We start from the raw sequence: 16,305 nt of genomic DNA, 5'->3' as shown, positions 1-16,305 counted from the left end.
AGACACGATTATGACGATTAAAGTAGGTATCAACGGATTTGGTCGCATTGGCCGCTTAGCACTTCGCGCGGCGTTTGACTGGCCTGAACTTGAGTTTGTGTTGATTAACGATGTCGCGGGCGACTGTAACACGCTGGCGCACTTGTTAGAATTTGACTCGGTACAAGGTCGTTGGAATCACGCAGTAACAACTGACGGTGATGAGATGATTGTGGCAGGTCAGCGCATTAAAACTACGCGTGAGAAAGAGATTGATGCCGTAGATTGGTCTGGCTGTGATGTGGTGATTGAAGCAACGGGTAAACATCGCAAGACTGAGTTTCTTAATAAGTACCTAGAGCAAGGCGTTAAACGCGTTGTGGTATCCGCGCCGGTGAAAGAAGAGGGCATTGCCAACATCGTAGTGGGTGTGAATGATGAAATCTTTAATCCTGATATCCACCGCATTGTGACTGCGGCATCTTGCACGACTAACTGTATTGCACCTGTCGTGAAAGTGATTCATGAGAAGTTAGGCATCGAGCAATCTTCATTTACCACCATTCATGACTTAACGAACACCCAAACCATCTTAGATGCGCCACACAAAGATTTACGCCGTGCACGTGCTTGCGGTATGAGCTTAATCCCAACCACAACGGGGTCAGCGACGGCTATTGTTGAAATCTTCCCTGAATTAGCTGGCAAGATTAATGGTCATGCTGTGCGTGTACCACTGGCGAATGCTTCACTAACCGACATCATCTTTGACGTTAAGCGTGATACGACGGCAGAAGAAGTGAATGCGCTACTGAAAGAAGCATCTGAAGGTGAGCTAAAAGGCATTCTCGGCTTTGAAGATCGCCCGCTAGTGTCTATCGATTACAAAGGCGACCAACGTTCTACGATTGTCGATGCGCTGTCTACTATGGTAGTTGGCACACGTATGGTGAAAATTTACGCTTGGTACGACAACGAAATGGGTTACGCCACTCGCACGGCGGAATTGGTACGTAAAGTAGGTTTGGTGTAAGGAGAATGATGATGACACACCCAACATGGCAACTAGATGTTGAGCAAGGCGCGCTGATTTTAACCCCTTGCCCTGGTACGAAAGATGCGTCTCTTTACGAGAGTTTAGAGCAGCTTAAGCAACAAGGCGTAAAAGCTATCGTCACCGCTTTAGATGACCGTGAGCTGGCGGAAAAGAATGTTTCTCAACTTGGTTCACTGACCAAAGAGCTGGGAATGGAGTGGTTCCAACTTGAGATTGAAGATGATTGTGCGCCAGACGATAAGTTTGCTGCGAAATGGGCAACTGTTGCGCCAGCTTTGCACGAGATTGTTGAGCAAGGTGGCAAAGTGGCGATGCACTGTATGGGCGGTTCTGGGCGTACGGGCTTGCTTGCTGCGCACCTACTGCTTGAGCGTGATTGGGCGTTAGCTGACATCGTATCGCAAGTACAGGCGCTGCGTCCGGGCGCTTTCACTAAGCCAGTGCAAGTGGAATACATTGAGCAAGTTGCTCAAGGCTAATTGTTGTAAAACGAGCTTTTGGATCATCGGTGCCCAAAAGCTCTTATTGCTGTTCATATAGGGTGGCTTATGTTTGCCAATTTGAGCAAAAGTGTTCGCCAATACATGTTGGTGACCTTTAATTACTGGAACTTTACCGTCACGGATGGCGCACTGCGCATGCTGGTGGTGCTGTACTTTCATGACTTGGGCTACAGCACGTTAGAAATCGCTTCTCTCTTCTTGTTCTATGAATTTTTTGGTGTGGTCACTAACTTAGTTGGTGGCTGGCTAGGGGCAAGGCTAGGTCTCAATAAGACCATGAATCTTGGGCTTGCGATGCAAATCGCTGCGCTGGCTATGTTGGCGGTACCAGCGGCTTGGCTGACCATCCCATGGGTGATGCTAGCACAAGCGATGTCAGGTATTGCGAAAGATTTAAATAAGATGAGCGCCAAGAGCTCGATTAAGACACTCGTACCAGACGATCAACAAGGCGCACTGTATAAGTGGGTAGCGATCTTAACTGGGTCTAAAAATGCGCTCAAAGGCGTGGGCTTTTTTGTTGGTGGTTTACTTCTTTCGCTGGTGGGCTTTAAGGCGGCAGTGTTGCTAATGGCTGGCGTGCTAACGCTAGTGTTGATTGGCAGCTTACTTGGTCTTGAAAGTGATATGGGGAAAGCCAAGGTAAAACCGAAGTTCAGCCAAATTTTCTCAAAGTCTGAGTCAATCAATATTCTCTCTGCGGCACGTATGTTCCTATTTGGTGCGCGTGATGTGTGGTTTGTGATTGCCCTACCGATTTACTTGGGGAGCACATTTGGTTGGCCACACCTATGGGTCGGCGGTTTTCTTGCTTTGTGGGTGATCGCTTATGGCTTTGTACAAGGCTTGGCGCCAAAGATCACAGGTAAAGCACAGGGTCGTGTGCCTGATGGTGGCGCTGCGCTGTTTTGGGCGGGCTTACTGGCCCTGATCACCGCAGGCATTGCTTATGCGGTACAAATTGGCTGGCAGCCTCAGCTTGTGATCGTGGCAGGTTTGATGATTTTTGGCACAGTGTTTGCCGTAAACTCATCGCTGCATTCTTATTTGATTGTCAGTTATGCCAAAGGTGATGGGGTGTCACTTGATGTCGGTTTCTATTACATGGCCAATGCGATGGGACGCTTGATTGGTACCGTGTTATCCGGTTGGGTTTTCCAACTCGCTGGCTTGTCGGCATGTTTATGGGTGTCGTTTGCGTTTTTGGCGATCACGACGCTGATTTCGATCAAACTGCCTAAGCTTGAGCAGGCAACCAATTAGGTGACTTAACTTTGCAACGTCACTGACTTAAAGCTGACTAAACCGTTACTTGTTATTGGTTTAGTCAGCTTTTTTATTGCTATATTCAATACACTTGTCAGTTTTAGTTGGTTGGGTATGAGAGAACGGGTTCGTTTTTTTGATTTGTTGCGCTGCGTTGCCGCTGTGGCGGTGATTGCCATTCATGTATTGGCTCCGTACCGGCATGAGCTGGGTGCGATCCCATTTGACCAATGGGCGACAGCGGTTTCGATAAACAGTATTAGTCGCTGGGCAGTGCCCGTGTTTATTTTGATCACTGGTGCCTTGATGCTGAGTGATAAACGGGATTTTGAGCTGGGTTACTATGTTAAGCGTCGCCTTGGCAAAGTGCTGATCCCATTTTTAGTTTGGTCACTGTTCTACGCTTATCTGTCTGGTTGGACGGCGCAAGGCTTTGATGGTCAAACAGCAAAAGAAGTCTTAATTGATAGCCCTCATCACGCCACTTACTACCACTTAGGTTTTTTCTACTACTTCATCCCACTCTATTTCGTGATCCCATTTTTCCAATGGGTAGTCAAACAAGACAACGATGCCGCACTTTATGCGTTTGTGGTGCTTTGGTTGATGACCACTTTGCTTTTCTTACTAGGTGTGAAAGGACCATGGAGTGCAGAGCTGTGGCTCTATAGCGGCTACTTACCTCTGGGTTATCTGTTATTTAAAAAATTGCCGCTAAATCGCCTGGTGGTGATTGGGTTTACTTGGTTGGGTGTGGTTGCCTTGCTGGTGACGGTGTATATGGTGCTGAGCAATAGCGTCGAGGCGGGTAAATATACCGTCGGTCGCTGGTTGTCCTATAAAACCCTGAACGTAGTCCTAGCCGCAAGTATGGTGTTTGTGGTTTGTCGTTATCTTAGCGATCACCTTTCAGCTAATGCTCACAATGTGGTGAGTTTGATTAGTCAGCACAGCTTAGGGATCTACCTTCTTCATCCAATATTCTTATGGTCGATGAAGGCGTTTGGTTGGTATCAAGGTCACCCGATATGGGTGATTCCAGTTTGGGTGGTGCTGAGCGGTGGCGGGGCGCTAGCATTGAGTTGGCTGCTAGCGCGCAGTAAAAAGACAGCATGGCTACTGCCGTAGTGACTATTAAACACGCTATGGGCGTTTGATAGCGAAATGAAGGAATTTATCACCTTGATAAGTGAGGGTTCCTTTATCTCCTGGATTTAAGGCGTGGAAGTAGTGGATACCAACTTGAAATTCTCGTTTAGGTCCAATTCTGCCGCGCTGAACATAAATCCAATATTCCTGATCTTCTTCACCGGGTTGGGTGTTCTCAATTTCAATCGCTTGTTTGTCGAGCACGGTGACATCCACCGATTGCTCTGGGGCATCTTCCCCTTGCATATGGCGACGATAAAAATTGACAAAAACCCAACCTGCCAAAAGACCCAGCAAAGCAATAGCGAAAAATATTGAAATAGGCATCAGTTCCTCCCCGATGAACTTGAGAGAGCATTCTAGCTACTTTTTCGAGTGGTTGTTGACTATGCTCTGAGATATACAGCACATAATGCTCATGTCGAAAATAGTTCTTCGATCTACATCACAAGCTATTGATGATTATCTCGTTAATCTAATCAGGTTGAGATATTTCATTTATATGATTAGCCTTGAAACTTGTGCCACTAGAAAGACCATAGGAACGAAGACTGTAGTTCTAATACAGGGAGAGAAATTATGTCAGATATTGATAGCGTAATTACTCGCACTCGAAAACTCGAGCATTTACTGCGTACCCAATATCATGCTGAAGGTAAAGGTCTCCACCAACTGATCACAAGCTGTGAAGAAAGGTTACCTCATAAGATTATTGGTAAGTTGCGCTACATTGCGACCATCCGCAATAAAATCGTGCATGAATACGATTACCAGTTAGAGAATCGACGTGATTTTCTGTCCGTTTGTGATGAGTGTGAAAAAGAGCTCACACCGAGAAGTAGTCGCTTTATTTGGCGAGTCGCAATCTCTTTAATGACACTGATTACACTGGCTGCGATGCTGTTTTATTACGCACATTGGGATGTTTTATCGAAACATTTTTAGTTATCGATCCCAAGCGATAAAAAACAGAAGTTTGTGATTTTAGAGAAAAAATAGAGCTATGCTTAATAATAAAACATAAATTGAGCATTAATGAGGCATAAAGCAAAAAGGGACGCCATGAGCGTCCCTTTTTTATTTTTTAATTTGACTAGTACATCATCGGCAGAGTCATCAAACCAACGATGACTGCGATCATTACAAGTCCTTGTTTTTGTGAAGAAGTAATCATAACCCTGCTCCTTATCTGTGATGATGTATTCTATGTTTTACAGAATAGCAGAGTTTTACCCGCTTGATCAAGCTAGAGCTGTAAAACAGGCATAAAAAACAAATTAATGGTATCGATTATGGCTGTTAATCACGGGTGTAAGTGAATTGGTGTGTGCGTTTTTTGAGCTTTGATTTTGCTTTTGTTCGAACAAAATGTTTATATCTTACTGAAATTAAACAATAAAAAAGTGGATTATTTATTGAGCTATTGATTTGATTGTCATTTTGGGCTTTTAGTGGGGTGTGTTTTTGATTTTGCTTGTTTGTCGATGTTTTTTGTTTTCCACTTATGCTCAGATAGTATGGATTCTCACTTAACAACAAGAGTGTGTGATCTTGCTGGCGAAAAATTTAATTTTACCATTCGGTGAGAATCGATTTTCGATAGTTTTAAATTCATAAATTCATGATAAGCTTCTGTTTTAATTGATTTAATGTATTTGCTTCGTCTTTGTGTTTTAACTTGGCTTTGACACTTAATGTAGAAAATGGCGCTTAGCGTGCTCATCGTGGTAGAAAAAGCAGTTCTAGTGCTGGGAGTGGGTGACGCAGAGTCAAAGGTGCAAGAGTTGAATCACTACCAAGATCCAAATTTTGTGGTCTGTATCTAGACAATCATAGCCTCAAGCCTAAACTGACCGTTCAAAATCAAAGAGGTACTCTTATGTGGAGCTGGCTCGCTGTCGCACTCTCAGGGTTTATTACCAGCTCTGCTTGTGAAAATAAGCAACCTAAACAAGCAATTTTTTTCTCCTGTTTCTCGCTGCTGCTGCTGCTCATCATGCTGTGGGGGCAAGAAAGTCTCGTCGGACGCTTAGAATGGTGGGTGTCACTTGGTTTGGTGATCTCAATGTTTGCCGATAGCCTATACATCACGAAGCGACTCAAGCGTATTTGTTTTGCATGTTTTATTGCGGCGCAGCTTTGCTATAGCACCGCATTCTGGCTGCAGTTGTCCGGTGAAGTTGTATGGTGGTTAGCGGCGATGCTTCTGGCGATGGGGATCATGGCATTTTTCCTCTTATTGCCTAAAATCGATAGTTTAATCTTTCCTGTGGTGATCATGGGAATGGTATTACTACAGCTAAACTGGGTAACTGGAGAGCTGTGGCTCCTGCAGCAGACCCAACAAGCACTACTGGCATTTGTTGGTAGTTTATCGCTTACTACTTCTGCCGCTTTGCTCGCCATTCACGACTATCGTCATGCGCTTCCTTTAGGGCGTTATCTGATTTCTGCCTCTTATTTGTTGGCGCACTCATTGATAACCGCTTCCTTCATTATTTGATATCAAAGACAGTGAGAGCTTGAATCCTCTATCCTAGCTGGGTTTTGAATCCACAGGAGTTATCGACATGAGTGAAATTCATGCTCACAACGTACTAAACCTATTACGTGAAAAGCCAATGACTGAAGCAGAGCTACGCCAAACAGTGATCAATGAGTTTGGCAGCGAAGCTCAGTTTCGTACCTGTAAACTATCTGGTTTTAACTTCGAGCAGTTGTTCGCCTTTTTTATTGAACGCCAAAAGATCATTCAGCAAGGTGAACTGTGGGCGGTTAACCAAGAGCGCGTTTGCAATCACTAAGTTCGCCTTACTGCGATAGCTTGGTCTGTTTTACAAATTGGGCATTATCTTCGAGATGAGGTTATACTTCGCCGCAAAGTCTTGGAGGTAATTAATGGACATTCTTTCTGCGGCGACGCTGCTATTTTTGATCATGGACCCGCTGGGCAATCTGCCGATTGTTCTGTCGATCTTAAAGCATTTAGAACCTAAACGACGCCGCATCGTACTGATTCGAGAACTCTTTTTTGCACTCGCGATTTTATTGCTGTTCCTGTTTGCGGGCAAAAGCATCATGGCGTTTTTGCATGTTCAACCTGAAACGCTCAGTATCTCCGGCGGCATTATCTTGTTTATCATCGCGATAAAGATGATTTTCCCCGCTGCAGGCAGCGTGACGGGGCTTGCGGCAGGTGAAGAGCCATTTATCGTGCCGATGGCTATTCCTATGCTGGCTGGTCCTTCGGTAATTGCGACGATTCTTTTGCTATCGAGTCAGCATCCTGACCATTTGCTGGAGCTATCCGGCGCCGTTGTCTTGGCTTGGACGGCAACCTTTGTGATTCTGATGTTCTCTGGAATTTTGCATCGCCTGCTTGGCGAAAGAGGTTTGAAAGCACTAGAGCGTTTGATGGGCTTGATGCTGGTGATGATCTCTACCCAGATGTTCTTAGATGGCATGAAAAGCTATATGAGTATGTAATCGCGAAACAAAAACGCCGCTCGATTGAGCGGCGTTTTTTTTACATCATATGTTTGCGACGAATGTCGAGCAGAGCGAAGATACCAAAGATCAAAATTGACCATTTTTCCCAACGGCTCATCGTGATTTTATCGCCAAAGGCTCCGATAAAAATCAGCATCTGCAGACCGTGCATCATGAACAAGAAGGCGGTCAAAATATACAGTGCGATGGCTGCATTACCCGGAAATGGCATAAAAAAGTTCAGTAATAGAATAAACCACACAAAGCCGATCGAAGCTTTAGCGAGTAAAATCAGTGCTTTCATTTTATTTCCTTATGCTGCTTGTCGCTGGTAAAGGCGGAAGCTGACTTGCCCAGCTGTTTTGTCGCGGTGCAAGTGCCAACTTTCCGGTAGACCTTCAATGGTCAGCTCTTTTTCTGTTTCAATATAAACCATGGCATCTTCCGCTAACCAGCCATTTTGTTCGAGCAATTGAATCACTTCGCTAAGTAAGCCCTTACGAAATGGCGGATCGATAAACACGACATGATGCGGGGTGCCCGGTTGCGCTAAGAAACTTAACGCGTCGGTGTTCTTCGCCACAATATTGTCCGCTTTAAGCGCCGCGATATTTTGCTCTAACTGTTTGTAAGCTGCTGGGTTAAGTTCAATTAACGTTACGCTATCTGCTTGACGTGACGCTGCTTCAAAACCAAGACCGCCAGAGCCGGCAAAAAGGTCTAAGCACTTCGCTTGTGGCACATCTTGTGCTAACCAGTTAAATACGGTTTCTTTCACGCGGTCAGTCGTTGGGCGTAGTCCCTCAGCATCGTGAACGGGTAATTTTCGTCCACGCCATAAGCCACTAATAATTCGAACAAAGCCGGTTGAAGGTTTTTTTTGTGATGTGTTTTGCTGGCGACGTCTTACCATAGATTTTTTGACCGCTAATAAAGTGATACTATACCCAGCCGCTCAGCGTTTACGCGCCGAGTACAGCCAAATTTCATTGATGACAAAGTGTAACCTTAAATTGCCTTCAAGGTGGTAACTTTTCACTCTGTTGTCATTTTCTTTTTCACTGTGTGTAAGCTTAGTGGGAAAGGACCAGACTTAATTAAGACAATCTAGGATATCCCCAGATGACGGAAAAAAAGAAGCGCGGATTGCTCTCTTGGCTTGGTTTTGGTGATGATGACCAAGCGAAACAACCAGAACAAGAGCAAAAAGTAGAACAGAGCCAACCTGACGTAGCACCAGAAGAGGTTGCCGAGCAGGTTGTAGAGCAAGAAACCGTTGCCGAATCAGCGCCAGCACATCAGGCTCCTCAAGCAGAAGCAGAAGCAGAAGCAGAAGCAGAAGCAGAAGCAGAAGCAGAAGCGCCTGTTGAAGCTGCTGAACCTCGTGTACAAGAACAAGAAAAACCAACCGAGAGCTTTTTCGCTCGCCTAAAACGCAGTCTTGCTCGCACTAAAGCCAATATCGGTGCGGGTTTCTTTGGGCTATTCAAAGGTAAGCAGATTGATGATGATCTGTTTGAAGAGCTAGAAGAACAGCTTTTGATCGCTGATGTTGGTATGGATACCACGCTTAAAATCATCGAAAACCTGACCGAGAAAGCATCGCGCGCCGATCTAAAAGATGGTGAAGCATTATATGGTCTGCTGAAAGAAGAGATGGCAGGCATTCTATCTAACGTTGAGCAGCCACTTGAAGTTGATAGCAGCAAAACGCCTTACGTTATTCTGATGGTAGGCGTTAACGGTGTGGGTAAAACCACCACTATCGGTAAATTGGCGAAGCAGTTCCAATCACAAGGTAAGAAAGTGATGTTAGCTGCGGGTGATACGTTCCGTGCAGCGGCAGTAGAACAGTTGCAAGTATGGGGTGAGCGTAATGATGTGCCGGTGATTGCTCAGCATACGGGCGCGGACAGTGCATCTGTGATTTATGATGCGATTGAAGCGGCAAAAGCGCGTGGCTTTGATGTTGTGATTGCTGATACTGCTGGTCGTCTACAAAACAAAGCTAACCTAATGGAAGAGCTGCGTAAGATTGTACGCGTGATGAAGAAGATTGATGACTCCGCGCCTCATGAAGTGATGCTGACGTTAGATGCTGGTACGGGGCAAAACGCCATTAGCCAAGCAAAACTGTTTAGTGATGTTGCGCCGATCACCGGGATTACGCTGACCAAACTAGATGGTACTGCAAAAGGTGGCGTGATCTTCGCGCTGGCGGATCAGTTCCAGATCTCAATTCGCTTTATTGGTGTGGGCGAGGGGATTGATGACTTGCGCCCGTTTGAAACACAAGAGTTTATTGACGCGCTGTTTAGCCGAGAAGATTAGTCGGTTGTAAGTAAGAGGAACGACGGGTGATTAAGTTTCAGCAAGTAAGTAAAGCTTACCGAGGTGGTCGACAAGCGCTGCAAAAGGTCGATTTTCATCTACGCCGCGGCGAAATGGCGTTTCTTGGTGGTCATTCAGGAGCTGGTAAAAGTACGCTACTTAAATTGATTTGTGCGATTGAACGCCCAACCGATGGCAAGATCAGCTTTAATGGACACGATATTACCCGTATTCCCAATAAAGATATCCCTTTGTTGCGCCGCAACATAGGGATCGTTTTTCAAGATCATCGCTTACTGATGGACCGTTCAGTGTACGACAACGTCGCTTTGCCGATGCGTATCGAGTCAATCTCGGAAAATGAAATTAAGCGCCGTGTTTCAGCCGCTTTGGATAAGACGGGTCTATTGGATAAAGCACGTTGTTTACCTAGCCAGTTATCTGGTGGTGAACAGCAGCGAGTGGGTATTGCACGGGCTGTGGTTAACCGTCCTACATTATTATTGGCTGATGAGCCGACCGGTAACCTTGACCAAGAGCTCTCATCTCGCGTGCTTAGGTTGCTGGAAGAATTTAACCGCGCTGGCGTGACAATTTTATTGGCTACGCATGATGTCAACTTAGTCAATTCTCGTCCGCAATATCGTCACTTGGAACTGAACCAAGGCTTTTTGAGTGAGGTTGAAGATTATGGCCGCTAATAAACGCAACAACAAAGCGGTGAAAAAAAGCGAGCGTGTGCCACGCGATGGCTACTTTGCGATTCACTTTAAGCAGGCGAAAGCCTCCTTTCTCAACTTATGGTCGCGTCCATTAGGTAACATTCTTACTTTGGCAGTGATCTCGATGGCACTGACTCTGCCGGCGACACTCTATTTGTTAGGTAAAAACGTCGCGGTAGCTACCACCAATGTTGCAGGTCCTTCTCATGTTAGTGGTTATATAAAAGAACGCACGCCTGAACCACGCATCATGGTGTTAAAGGATGAGCTTGAGAGTTTAGCTGAAGTCTCCAAAGTGGAATATATTTCGCCGCAACAAGGCTTGGCGGATCTCAGCCAGTACTCTGGCTTTGAGCAGGCGATTTCTTTGCTTGAAGACTATTCATTGCCTGGGGTATTAGTGATCACACCAGCGACTGACGACAAGCAAGCAGTCAAAGCCCTTGCCAAACGCATCAGCGCAGAAGAAGAGATCACTGATGTTCGCATGGATGAAGATTGGTTTAGCCGTCTTGATGCGATTAAAAACCTCGTCACCGGTATTGTCGTGACCTTATCGGTGCTCATGCTTGGTTCGGTGTTCCTTATTGTCGGCAACACACTGCGCTTTAACGTACAAGCTAACAAACATGAAATCCAAACCATGAAACTGATTGGGGCAACGGATGGCTTTATTTTGCGTCCATACCTCTACTCTGGCATGTGGTTTGGTTTGCTTGGGTCACTCACTGCTTGGATTCTTACAGCACTAATCACAGTTCTGCTTAATAGCAGTGTTGAACAGTTGGCGCTTCTGTATGATAGCCGCTTCCGATTAATCGGGCTGAGTTGGGATGAGACCTTACTGCTATTAATGCTCGGCACTTTCTTAGGTTGCCTTGCTGCTAAAGTGTCTGCCCAGCGTCATCTCAATGAGATAGAGCCAGTTTGATCCAGTGATCAAAAAATTATCACTATTTATCTTGAAAAAAGTATACGCTACCGTATACTTTTTCTTTCTTTGTACGATTAGTTAAAACTTTTGTTTCAACTATTTTGGCTTTGATTGCTTGAATCCTGTTCATTTTGGGTTCAGTATTGATGGGCTAAAACATCCACTCCAGATCATAGTTTGATGAGGACTTGAATGACTAACCAAGCGTATTCGATAGCTGTAGTTTCACAAGATAGCTTAGATAGCTACATTCGCTCAGTGAATGGCTACCCAATGCTAACAGCTGATGAAGAGCGTGAACTAGCTGAGCGTTTACATTACGACGGTGAAATTGATGCCGCTAAAGGTTTAATCCTTTCGCATCTGCGTTTCGTTGTGCATGTAGCACGTGGCTACTCAGGTTACGGTTTGCCAATGGCAGATCTAATTCAGGAAGGTAACATCGGCTTGATGAAGGCAGTAAAGCGTTTCAACCCAGAAGTGGGCGTGCGCTTAGTCTCTTTCGCTGTGCACTGGATTAAAGCAGAGATCCATGAATACGTGCTGCGTAACTGGCGTATCGTTAAAGTGGCAACGACCAAAGCGCAACGTAAGCTGTTCTTCAACCTACGTAAGTCGAAAAAACGCTTAGGCTGGTTTAATAACGGTGAAGTAGAGACAGTTGCACGCGAGTTAGGTGTTGAGCCATCTGAAGTTCGCGAAATGGAATCACGCTTAGCGGCGCAAGATGCCACCTTTGAGTTAACGGCTGACGATGATGATGCCGGTACTGTGAGTGCTGCGCCAATGCTGTACCTAGAAGACAAATCTTCTGATGTGGCAGAGAATGTTGAAGCCGCAAACTGGGAAGCACACACCAATAATCGTTTGAGCTTAGCACTGGCTAGCCTTGATGAGCGTAGCCAGCATATCGTGCGTTCACGTTGGTTAGTAGACGACAAAGCGACGTTGCAAGATCTAGCAGAGAAGTACGGCGTGTCTGCCGAGCGTATTCGCCAGCTTGAAAAGAATGCGATGAAAAAACTGAAGTTAGCGGTTGGTGAAATGTAATTACCAGACGCAATAAGAACAACGAAAACCGAGATCATTTGATCTCGGTTTTTTTATGCCTGATCGCCAGAGGTGATCTGTTTGACGCCTGCATCCTGTGGGTAACTCTGTGAGGAATTTCTTGGTTAGGTGTCAGAAAGCGGGGTGAATAAAGGCTTACAAGGCGGATTTACTTTGGGGATATCGCTTTAATTACTCACAAAAAAATAAGGATCATCACAACATCTAGTGGATCGAATTTCAATTAGACACTTTATCAACGCAATCCACAGAGTTATCCACAAATGGTGAAGAAATGATCGCAAGTGGATAACCTTACAGCTATCGTGTACTTGTTGAGCACTGGATAGGTTACAATGGTGGCAACAAAAAAAGACCAACTAGAGAATGTAAATGGACCAGTTTCAACATATTGATGTACAAGGTGCTCAGGCACTATTAGAAAGCTCTCAGGCACATATGCTTGATATTCGTGACCCGCAATCTTTTGCGGTTGCTCACGCTGTGCAAGCATTTCATTTAACCAACGATACGATTAACCAGTTTATGCAAGAGGCGGACTTTGAAGAGCCGATCTTAGTGATGTGTTACCACGGTATCAGCAGCCAAGGTGCCGCGCAGTATTTGGTTAACCAAGGCTTTGAGCAGGTGTATAGTGTTGATGGTGGCTTTGAGGCATGGCAGCGAGCTAACTTACCCGTTGAATCTAACTAGGTAGCATTATGATCAAACTGATTACTCTCACCCAACCAAGAATGGCGCAGGCATTTATTGACTATATGGCATCACGCCAAGTGGAAATACAGATGATGCCAGAAGGGGGAGGTCAGTTTGCGTTGTGGCTTGTCGATGCCCAACATCAGATCGAAGCAGAAGCTGAACTGAAGATGTTTCTCGATAATCCAAACCAAAGTAAGTACCAAGCCGCCTCTTGGGATATGGCTGAAACGCGCAAGAACCACTTTCGTTATAACTCGCCAAGTATGCTGGCGATGATCAAGGCAAAGGCGGGTCCGTTTAGCTTATTGATCATGGCAAGCTGTTTGATCATCTTTGCCTTGCAGCAGTTTGGTGCAGGGCAGCCAGTGTTCGACGCGCTGCATTTCCCCGCTTTTGCTGGGCAGGAGTGGCAGATCTGGCGTTGGTTCAGCCATGCCTTGCTGCACTTTTCCGTAATGCACATTGCCTTCAACTTACTGTGGTGGTGGCAACTTGGGGGAGATATTGAACTGCGCCTTGGTAGTGGCAAGTTGATCAAGCTTTTCTTGTTCTCTGCAGCCCTCTCCGGTTTTGGGCAGTTTTGGGTCGAAGGTGCTAACTTCGGTGGCTTGTCTGGAGTGGTCTATGCCTTGGTTGGCTACATCTGGATGTTAGGTTACCGAGCGCCAAGCAAAGGTCTCATCATGCCTAAACCAATTTTAGGCTTTATGTTGGTGTGGTTAGTGCTTGGTTTTATGCAGCCGTTTATGGCGATTGCCAATACCGCCCATTTAGTCGGTCTCTTATCCGGCATCGCGCTCGGGTTGTGGGATAGCAGAAAATAAAAAAAGCGGCGTTTGCCGCTTTTTTTATTAGAGCAGGTGGCTTGTTACTGGTAAAGGTACTTAGTAAACAGCAGATCGGCGATGACCTTCTTACCGGTTTCCGGCAGCAAAATAGCATTGAGCTTCTCAACTAAGCTTTTACGTAAGTCTTCACGTCCCGCGAGGGATTTCACCGTCTCTTCAGTCTGTTTTCCCAACACTTCGATAACCGCATCACGGATCAACGGCTGATGTTTCTCGATAATTGCTAAGTCGATTTGATTAGCGACCATGATATCGATACGCACCTGAATATAGCCAAGCTTATTGCCCTTGGTATAGAAGTTGGTGGTGAGATCTGGCTCTAGGGTAAAGTAGGCCAATTGAGGCACTCCGGCATCATCGTTTGCCATACTTGGCATAGAGATAATCAGAGCAAGAGTTGCAAATATTTGGGCTAGGTAACGTTTAAACATATTTCTAACTTTTCTTTCTTCTGATCGCGATACTCGAATCGCTGGAGTCTTGTTACAATAGAGCATCTAGTTGTAAGGAATATTGGTGAATTGATTAATTTCAGTTCACCGTTAAATTGTAGCTTTATTGTACGCGATAGAGCGACTGATTGAATACTATATGAATCAAATGATTGCGCTTTATTTGTCTTCACTGCGCCAAGTTGAGTGGCAACAGCCTGAAAATTTTACCTTTCCTTCGCAAATTGCGAGTGATTGGTTGCAAGAACAGGGCTCATTGTCACGCTTACTCGAAACTTACTGTCAACAATTGAACGTGGATCTATTTCATAACGACATTGTTGCTGCTTCTCAACTGGATAGTCAGGAAGTGAAGCTTTTATCCGCAGAACAATGTTTGCTGCGTAAAGTCGTGCTGAACGGTGATGGTGAACCGTGGGTGCTAGGACGAACCTTAATTCCGGAGTCGTCGCTGCTTGGGCAGCCTTATGATCTGACGCGCCAAGGGGAGATCCCGCTCGGTATAACCGTATTTAGTGCGCTGGATGTAAAGCGAGATGCGTTGCAAGTGGGTTGGGCAAATACGCCAAATGGTACCTGTCTTGCGCGGCGCTCTCGTTTATGGATGAATCATAAACCGATGCTGGTGGCAGAATTATTTTTACCCAATGCACCGATTTACGCCAAGGAGAGTGTCTAGATGACAGCTGCCAAAGCACGCGCCTATTGGCAATTAATGCGCATGGACAAGCCGATTGGCACGTTACTGTTGATGTGGCCGACCATGTGGGCATTGATCATTGCCGCGCAAGGCGTGCCGAGTTTTGAAGTACTACTGGTCTTTATTCTCGGGGTGGTGTTAATGCGCGCGGCGGGTTGTGTGATTAATGATTTTGCCGATCGCAAAGTGGATGGTCATGTTAAGCGAACTCAACATCGCCCGTTACCATCGGGGCTGATCAGTGCCCGTGAAGCGGTGACGCTCTTTATCACGCTCGCGGTGTTATCGTTCGTACTAGTACTGACTATGAATCCTTTAACGATTAAGCTGTCGTTTGTTGGGATTTTCCTCGCTTTTATTTATCCATTCATGAAGCGTTATACTCATCTGCCACAGCTCTTTTTAGGCTTGGCATTTAGTTGGGCGATCCCAATGGCATGGGCTGCGCAAGCTAACGAATTGCCGCCGATGGTGTGGTTTTTATTTGTTATGAACGCGCTTTGGACTATCGCTTACGATACCCAGTATGCGATGGTGGATCGCGATGATGATCTGAAGATTGGTATCAAATCGACCGCGATACTCTTTGGTCGCTTTGACAAAATGATCATTGGCGTCTTGCAACTGATCACCTTGCTGATGTTGATTGGTTTAGGGATGTGGTATTCACTGGGAACCAGTTTCTATTGGAGCGTGCTGGTGGTCGGGGCGCTGTTTGTTTTCCAGCAGCATTTAATTCGTCATCGTCAACGAGAGCTCTGTTTCCAGGCGTTTCTCAATAACAATTACGTGGGAATGGCAGTAACGATTGGTTTGTTGGTCGCCTTCTGGTAAAGACGCAGCAAATAACAAAGGGCATCAAATGATGCCCTTTTTTGTATCTATGTCCCGTCCTGAAATGTGTTTACACATTGAGGACGAATTATGACCACTTCAAATAAACTCTACATTAAGCGCACTCAGCGTGATTACACACTAGGCTTTAAATTGCAGGTCGTTGATGCCGTAGAAAAAGGAGAAATGACCTACAAGCAAGCACAAGCCATTTATGGTATCCAAGGTCGCTCAACTGTTTTAACTTGGCTGAGAAAGCACGGAAAAATGG

At 45.6% G+C, this 16,305-nt stretch carries 21 protein-coding genes; 17 read left to right on the top strand and 4 right to left on the bottom strand.

The window, feature by feature from the left end; genetic code table 11:
• Positions 1–10 precede the first annotated feature (10 nt).
• From DPF93_RS19890 to DPF93_RS19875, 4 genes are all read left to right on the top strand, one after another.
• Complete coding sequence (locus DPF93_RS19890; RefSeq protein WP_114767778.1) at positions 11–1,012, top strand: ArsJ-associated glyceraldehyde-3-phosphate dehydrogenase; 1,002 nt, start codon at positions 11–13, stop codon at positions 1,010–1,012.
• A gap of 11 nt (positions 1,013–1,023) precedes the next feature.
• On the top strand, positions 1,024–1,515 hold the full coding sequence (locus DPF93_RS19885) for a cyclin-dependent kinase inhibitor 3 family protein (protein ID WP_114767777.1): 492 nt from the start codon (positions 1,024–1,026) through the stop codon (positions 1,513–1,515).
• 69 nt (positions 1,516–1,584) lie between these two features.
• The gene (gene arsJ / locus DPF93_RS19880) at positions 1,585–2,802 is read left to right on the top strand and encodes an organoarsenical effux MFS transporter ArsJ (protein ID WP_114767776.1); all 1,218 of its coding nucleotides are present in this window, start codon (positions 1,585–1,587) and stop codon (positions 2,800–2,802) included.
• A gap of 117 nt (positions 2,803–2,919) precedes the next feature.
• Positions 2,920–3,933, top strand: a complete 1,014-nt coding sequence (locus tag DPF93_RS19875; RefSeq protein ID WP_114767775.1) for an acyltransferase — start codon at positions 2,920–2,922, stop codon at positions 3,931–3,933.
• Positions 3,934–3,948: 15 nt separating this feature from the next.
• Here the strand turns inward: DPF93_RS19875 and DPF93_RS19870 are convergent, their stop codons facing one another.
• Positions 3,949–4,281 carry a DUF2500 domain-containing protein gene (locus DPF93_RS19870; protein WP_114767774.1) on the bottom strand — a complete coding sequence of 111 codons (333 nt, stop codon included), beginning with the start codon at positions 4,279–4,281 and terminating at the stop codon, positions 3,949–3,951.
• A gap of 252 nt (positions 4,282–4,533) precedes the next feature.
• Here DPF93_RS19870 and DPF93_RS19865 point away from each other — a divergent pair, with 252 nt between their 5' ends.
• The 4 genes from DPF93_RS19865 to DPF93_RS19845 all read left to right on the top strand — a co-directional run bounded on the left by DPF93_RS19865 (position 4,534) and on the right by DPF93_RS19845 (position 7,440).
• The gene (locus tag DPF93_RS19865) at positions 4,534–4,899 is read left to right on the top strand and encodes a DUF4145 domain-containing protein (RefSeq protein WP_114767773.1); all 366 of its coding nucleotides are present in this window, start codon (positions 4,534–4,536) and stop codon (positions 4,897–4,899) included.
• A gap of 934 nt (positions 4,900–5,833) precedes the next feature.
• Entirely contained in the window at positions 5,834–6,457 is a 624-nt protein-coding gene (locus DPF93_RS19855) for a lysoplasmalogenase (RefSeq protein ID WP_114767771.1), read from the top strand.
• Positions 6,458–6,524: 67 nt separating this feature from the next.
• Positions 6,525–6,758 carry a YecH family metal-binding protein gene (locus DPF93_RS19850; RefSeq protein ID WP_114767770.1) on the top strand — a complete coding sequence of 78 codons (234 nt, stop codon included), beginning with the start codon at positions 6,525–6,527 and terminating at the stop codon, positions 6,756–6,758.
• 94 nt (positions 6,759–6,852) lie between these two features.
• Complete coding sequence (locus DPF93_RS19845; protein ID WP_114767769.1) at positions 6,853–7,440, top strand: YhgN family NAAT transporter; 588 nt, start codon at positions 6,853–6,855, stop codon at positions 7,438–7,440.
• Positions 7,441–7,480: 40 nt separating this feature from the next.
• On the opposite strand, the gene DPF93_RS19840 is transcribed toward DPF93_RS19845, so the two are convergent.
• Positions 7,481–7,747, bottom strand: a complete 267-nt coding sequence (locus DPF93_RS19840; RefSeq protein WP_114767768.1) for a DUF1145 domain-containing protein — start codon at positions 7,745–7,747, stop codon at positions 7,481–7,483.
• Between the two features lie 9 nt (positions 7,748–7,756).
• Entirely contained in the window at positions 7,757–8,356 is a 600-nt protein-coding gene (gene rsmD, locus DPF93_RS19835) for a 16S rRNA (guanine(966)-N(2))-methyltransferase RsmD (protein ID WP_114767767.1), read from the bottom strand.
• Between the two features lie 209 nt (positions 8,357–8,565).
• Here rsmD and ftsY point away from each other — a divergent pair, with 209 nt between their 5' ends.
• The 6 genes from ftsY to glpG all read left to right on the top strand — a co-directional run bounded on the left by ftsY (position 8,566) and on the right by glpG (position 14,024).
• Positions 8,566–9,774 (top strand): signal recognition particle-docking protein FtsY, encoded by a 1,209-nt coding sequence (gene ftsY / locus DPF93_RS19830; RefSeq protein ID WP_114767766.1) that lies wholly within the window; start codon positions 8,566–8,568, stop codon positions 9,772–9,774.
• Positions 9,775–9,800: 26 nt separating this feature from the next.
• Entirely contained in the window at positions 9,801–10,475 is a 675-nt protein-coding gene (gene ftsE / locus DPF93_RS19825) for a cell division ATP-binding protein FtsE (protein ID WP_114767765.1), read from the top strand.
• Positions 10,465–11,427, top strand: a complete 963-nt coding sequence (ftsX, locus tag DPF93_RS19820; RefSeq protein WP_114767764.1) for a permease-like cell division protein FtsX — start codon at positions 10,465–10,467, stop codon at positions 11,425–11,427. Before ftsE ends, ftsX begins: the two co-directional genes overlap by 11 nt.
• A 195-nt stretch (positions 11,428–11,622) precedes the next feature.
• Positions 11,623–12,480: an RNA polymerase sigma factor RpoH gene (gene rpoH / locus DPF93_RS19815; RefSeq protein ID WP_114767763.1), complete on the top strand. Its 858-nt coding sequence runs from the start codon at positions 11,623–11,625 to the stop codon at positions 12,478–12,480.
• Positions 12,481–12,873: 393 nt separating this feature from the next.
• The gene (glpE, locus tag DPF93_RS19810) at positions 12,874–13,194 is read left to right on the top strand and encodes a thiosulfate sulfurtransferase GlpE (protein ID WP_114767762.1); all 321 of its coding nucleotides are present in this window, start codon (positions 12,874–12,876) and stop codon (positions 13,192–13,194) included.
• Positions 13,195–13,202: 8 nt separating this feature from the next.
• A complete protein-coding gene (gene glpG, locus DPF93_RS19805; protein ID WP_114767761.1) occupies positions 13,203–14,024 on the top strand; it encodes a rhomboid family intramembrane serine protease GlpG in 822 nt (273 codons plus the stop codon).
• 44 nt (positions 14,025–14,068) lie between these two features.
• Here glpG and DPF93_RS19800 read toward each other — a convergent pair whose 3' ends face one another.
• A complete protein-coding gene (locus tag DPF93_RS19800) occupies positions 14,069–14,479 on the bottom strand; it encodes a flagellar basal body-associated protein FliL (protein ID WP_114767760.1) in 411 nt (136 codons plus the stop codon).
• Between the two features lie 160 nt (positions 14,480–14,639).
• Between DPF93_RS19800 and DPF93_RS19795 the strand changes: the two genes are divergently transcribed.
• The 3 genes from DPF93_RS19795 to DPF93_RS19785 all read left to right on the top strand — a co-directional run.
• The gene (locus tag DPF93_RS19795) at positions 14,640–15,179 is read left to right on the top strand and encodes a chorismate lyase (RefSeq protein WP_114767759.1); all 540 of its coding nucleotides are present in this window, start codon (positions 14,640–14,642) and stop codon (positions 15,177–15,179) included.
• Positions 15,180–16,034, top strand: coding sequence for a 4-hydroxybenzoate octaprenyltransferase (ubiA, locus tag DPF93_RS19790; protein WP_114767758.1), 855 nt, complete (start codon positions 15,180–15,182; stop codon positions 16,032–16,034).
• A gap of 90 nt (positions 16,035–16,124) precedes the next feature.
• A partial coding sequence (locus tag DPF93_RS19785) for a helix-turn-helix domain-containing protein (RefSeq protein ID WP_164675405.1) occupies positions 16,125–16,305 on the top strand: 181 nt, incomplete at its 3' end.

This window comes from Vibrio rhodolitus (genome assembly GCF_003350325.1).
GTDB lineage: Bacteria > Pseudomonadota > Gammaproteobacteria > Enterobacterales > Vibrionaceae > Vibrio > Vibrio rhodolitus.
This window is presented reverse-complemented; position numbering and strand designations above follow the sequence as displayed.

What these genes read in the sequence shown, in the direction of transcription:
- DPF93_RS19890 (WP_114767778.1), top strand. Translation starts at nt 11, where the DNA reads ATGACGATTAAAGTAGGTATCAACGGATTTGGTCGCATTGGCCGCTTA.
- DPF93_RS19885 (WP_114767777.1), top strand. Translation starts at nt 1,024, where the DNA reads ATGACACACCCAACATGGCAACTAGATGTTGAGCAAGGCGCGCTGATT.
- arsJ (WP_114767776.1), top strand. Translation starts at nt 1,585, where the DNA reads ATGTTTGCCAATTTGAGCAAAAGTGTTCGCCAATACATGTTGGTGACC.
- DPF93_RS19875 (WP_114767775.1), top strand. Translation starts at nt 2,920, where the DNA reads ATGAGAGAACGGGTTCGTTTTTTTGATTTGTTGCGCTGCGTTGCCGCT.
- DPF93_RS19870 (WP_114767774.1), bottom strand. Translation starts at nt 4,281, where the DNA reads ATGCCTATTTCAATATTTTTCGCTATTGCTTTGCTGGGTCTTTTGGCA.
- DPF93_RS19865 (WP_114767773.1), top strand. Translation starts at nt 4,534, where the DNA reads ATGTCAGATATTGATAGCGTAATTACTCGCACTCGAAAACTCGAGCAT.
- DPF93_RS19855 (WP_114767771.1), top strand. Translation starts at nt 5,834, where the DNA reads ATGTGGAGCTGGCTCGCTGTCGCACTCTCAGGGTTTATTACCAGCTCT.
- DPF93_RS19850 (WP_114767770.1), top strand. Translation starts at nt 6,525, where the DNA reads ATGAGTGAAATTCATGCTCACAACGTACTAAACCTATTACGTGAAAAG.
- DPF93_RS19845 (WP_114767769.1), top strand. Translation starts at nt 6,853, where the DNA reads ATGGACATTCTTTCTGCGGCGACGCTGCTATTTTTGATCATGGACCCG.
- DPF93_RS19840 (WP_114767768.1), bottom strand. Translation starts at nt 7,747, where the DNA reads ATGAAAGCACTGATTTTACTCGCTAAAGCTTCGATCGGCTTTGTGTGG.
- rsmD (WP_114767767.1), bottom strand. Translation starts at nt 8,356, where the DNA reads ATGGTAAGACGTCGCCAGCAAAACACATCACAAAAAAAACCTTCAACC.
- ftsY (WP_114767766.1), top strand. Translation starts at nt 8,566, where the DNA reads ATGACGGAAAAAAAGAAGCGCGGATTGCTCTCTTGGCTTGGTTTTGGT.
- ftsX (WP_114767764.1), top strand. Translation starts at nt 10,465, where the DNA reads ATGGCCGCTAATAAACGCAACAACAAAGCGGTGAAAAAAAGCGAGCGT.
- rpoH (WP_114767763.1), top strand. Translation starts at nt 11,623, where the DNA reads ATGACTAACCAAGCGTATTCGATAGCTGTAGTTTCACAAGATAGCTTA.
- glpE (WP_114767762.1), top strand. Translation starts at nt 12,874, where the DNA reads ATGGACCAGTTTCAACATATTGATGTACAAGGTGCTCAGGCACTATTA.
- glpG (WP_114767761.1), top strand. Translation starts at nt 13,203, where the DNA reads ATGATCAAACTGATTACTCTCACCCAACCAAGAATGGCGCAGGCATTT.
- DPF93_RS19800 (WP_114767760.1), bottom strand. Translation starts at nt 14,479, where the DNA reads ATGTTTAAACGTTACCTAGCCCAAATATTTGCAACTCTTGCTCTGATT.
- DPF93_RS19795 (WP_114767759.1), top strand. Translation starts at nt 14,640, where the DNA reads ATGAATCAAATGATTGCGCTTTATTTGTCTTCACTGCGCCAAGTTGAG.
- ubiA (WP_114767758.1), top strand. Translation starts at nt 15,180, where the DNA reads ATGACAGCTGCCAAAGCACGCGCCTATTGGCAATTAATGCGCATGGAC.